The following is a 3,285-nucleotide window of genomic DNA, read 5'->3' as shown; positions in this document are numbered from 1 at the left end:
AAAAAAGATATAATATTAGCAATTAATCTAAATTATTAATTGAAATTAATTGATTTTTTTATTTTTATTTTAAATTATGCAAATATAAGAAAAAGCTAGCTTGTTGAAGCTAGCTTTTTTGTTATTATTAAATTATTATTTTGTTAATTTATTAGTTTTTAATCTTTTTTGTTAAGAATTAAAGTTTTGTTTTGGAAACGAATATTAGTTTTGCTTTTCATTTGATTCCAAAAACGACTTGCTACTTCAAAAATAGTTTCGTGAGTTAAGTGTTTGATATTGCCAATATTTTTGCCATAAATTTGGAAATGGTCTTTTAATAATTTTAATAATATTGGAGGATTAATATTGTCTTTTTTGCCTAAATTAATAACTACTTCTATAAAGTTGCTATTTGCTCTTTGGTAAGATTTATTGCCGTAAGAGTTGTTAGAACCATAAGAACCAAATCTAGATTCGCCACCAAAACGTGATCTGGTAAAAGAATTGTTAGTAGTCATTTTTGGAGGAAGGATGTCAGTGTAATTTCTTTCTTTTGGTAAAAATTTTTTCAATAATCCTTGGATAATTTGTTCAGAAGAAAAAGTTTCTAATAACTTTTGTGCTAATTGATTTGGAGTAGCGTCTTCGTTGTTTTTTTCAATGATGTTTAATAGCTTTTTTTCTAAATCTTTGGCATTTTGTAATTTGATGCTTTGAACAGAAGGAATATCTAGTAAAGTAATTTTTTCTTTTAAGTAGTATTCTAATTTTTTAAGTTGGCTTACTTTTCTTGGGCTAATTAAACTGTAAGCTAAACCTTTTTTGCCAGCTCTTCCAGTTCTTCCGATACGGTGAACATAAACTTCGTCTTCGTGTGGTAAGTCATAGTTAATTACCATTTTGATGTCAGAAATGTCAAGTCCTCTTGCAGCTACATCAGTTGCAATTAAGATTTTGATTTTGCCTTTACGGAAATTATTCATTACATATTGTCTTTGATTTTGTTTTAAATCGCCGTGAACTGCATCAGCTAAAAAGCCTTTGTCTTGAAGGTAGGCTGTAATTTCATCAACATCTTTTTTAGTGTTTGCAAATAAGATAGCTGAATAATCTTTTTTTAAGTCTAGTAAACGTACTAATAATTTAGCTTTGTCAACTTCTTTTACTAAAAAGTAATTTTGTTCGATTGCATTAACTGCAATGTTTTTAACAGGAACTTGTAGGATTTTAGTGTCTTTTTGGTATTTGCTTGCTATTTTTTTAATAAATGGAGGTAGAGTTGCTGAGAATAAAACAGTTTGTCTTTCTTCTGGAATCTTTTTTAAGATTGTTTCTAAGGCTTCTTGGAATCCCATTTTTAACATTTCATCTGCTTCGTCAAGAGTTAGAATTTTTAGTGCTGAGAGGTCGATTTTACCTCTTTCTAGATGGTCAATTGCACGTCCAGGAGTAGCAATAATTAAATGAGGTTTAGCTTCTAGGGCTCTAAATTGTTTGGTGTAAGATTCACCACCATAAACAACAGCGATTCTTATTTCTTGATAAAATCTTAGTAATTTTTTTAATTCTTCGTATACTTGGAGAGTTAATTCTCTAGTGGGGCATAAAATTAAACTTTGAGTTTTTTGGATTTTTGGTTCAATTTTTTCGATAATGGGAATACCAAAAGCAAAAGTTTTTCCTGTTCCTGTTTGAGCTTGTCCAATTACGTCGTGTCCTTTTATAATTTCTGGAATTACTAAGGCCTGAATTGGAGTAGCATCAATAAAATTGAGTTCTTTTAAAGCTTTTTTAGTTTGCTCTAAAATAGGTAATTCTTCGAATAAAGTATTCATAAATTCCTCATCTTTCTTTTTAATTTAAAAATTAAATTATACAGATATAAATATAAAATGTTTGCTAAGTGCACAAAAACACTAAACCCTTTTTATAAGATATTTTTAAACCCTTTATGATTTCAAGTTATTGTTTGGAGTTGCTAAATAATTAATAATCTTGAAAAAAGGAATCATTTTAAAAACTATCAACTGTGTATTTGCTGTCATTTTTACTTTCAGTAAAAAAAGTTGCAAGACTTAATATTTTTAGTTAAGACCCTAATAAAAAGTATTTTGGTATTTTGCTTTTATAACAATTATGGTTGGAGTAATAATTTTATTTGTGAAATAAAGTTAAATAATTGTTCAAAAGTAAAAAGTTACACTAATTTATAATAGTTTTTTGATTTGTAACATTTAATAATTTTTTACTGCATCTTTAATATTATACTTTATTATACTTGTAAATTAATAAAAAAACAACTATGTTGGAATTAAAAGTGTCTTTTTGTTGCTTTTATTATGTATTTGTTGAAATATTGGAGGTAATAAATAAAAATAAGACTCTCATTTATTGAGAGTCTTATTTAGTATATTTGATTATAAAAGTTTATCTATTTCTTCTTTAGTGATTGTTTCTTGTTCTAATAATAAATTAGTAATTTGATCTAATAAGTCTTTATTTTATGAAATAATTTCTTTTGCTTTAGTATAACATTTTGCAATAATTTTTTTGTTTTCTAAATCTATTGCTGTTTTATCGGAAAACTCATAATCCTGGCTCACTCCTAAACTACTCATACCATATTTAGTAACCATTAAACGAGCTATTTTTGTTACTTGTCTAAAATCATCATAAGCCCCATTAGAAACTTCATTAAAAATTATTTCTTCAGCTACACGTCCGCCCAAATAAGATGTAATTTGAGCTAGCATTTTTTTATCAGAAGTAAAAAAAGTTTCTTTTTCTGGCATTATTAAATTATAGCCACCAGAAGAGCCTTGAGGAATAATAGTTATTTTTTGTACCTTTTGTGCGTATTTAAGTTTTAATCCAATAACGGCATGTCCTGCTTCATGATAAGCTACCATTTTTCGTTCTTCTTCGTTGTATTTGATTGATTTTTTGGCAGGACCCATTAAAACACGGTCAATTGCTTCTTCTAATTCTTCTAAAGTAATTACATTTTTTTTATTTCTTACAGCCAAAATTGAAGCCTCATTTAGAACAGCTCCAAGTTGTGCTCCTGACATGCCTGGAGTTTGTTTAGCAATAGAAGTAAAATCAATGTTAACATCAATTTTTTTATTTCTGGCATGAACTTGTAAAATTGCTTTTCTTGCTTTTACATCAGGAAGACCTACAATAAATTGTCTGTCAAATTGCGCTGTTCCGTTTTTTTAGACAACTTTTGTCTCTAAAATTATTCTTTAAGACTTAAAAATAAGTAGATAATTTCATATCTTTTCAAACTAAGGAAATATT

2 protein-coding genes are annotated in these 3,285 nt (G+C 27.3%); both read right to left on the bottom strand.

The genetic code is table 11. The features are described from left to right. Nucleotides 1-158: 158 nt before the first annotated feature. The gene (locus OL66_RS02075; protein ID WP_034172270.1) at nucleotides 159-1,817 is read right to left on the bottom strand and encodes a DEAD/DEAH box helicase; all 1,659 of its coding nucleotides are present in this window, start codon (nucleotides 1,815-1,817) and stop codon (nucleotides 159-161) included. 666 nt (nucleotides 1,818-2,483) lie between these two features. Further along, nucleotides 2,484-3,089 carry a hypothetical protein gene (locus OL66_RS02070; RefSeq protein ID WP_274518119.1) on the bottom strand — a complete coding sequence of 202 codons (606 nt, stop codon included), beginning with the start codon at nucleotides 3,087-3,089 and terminating at the stop codon, nucleotides 2,484-2,486. Nucleotides 3,090-3,285: the final 196 nt, after the last annotated feature.

This window comes from Chrysanthemum yellows phytoplasma (assembly GCF_000803325.1).
Classification (GTDB): Bacteria; Bacillota_I; Bacilli_A; order Acholeplasmatales; family Acholeplasmataceae; genus Phytoplasma; species Phytoplasma asteris.
Note: the sequence above shows the minus strand (reverse complement) of the source record. Positions and strands in the feature narration are given on the sequence as shown.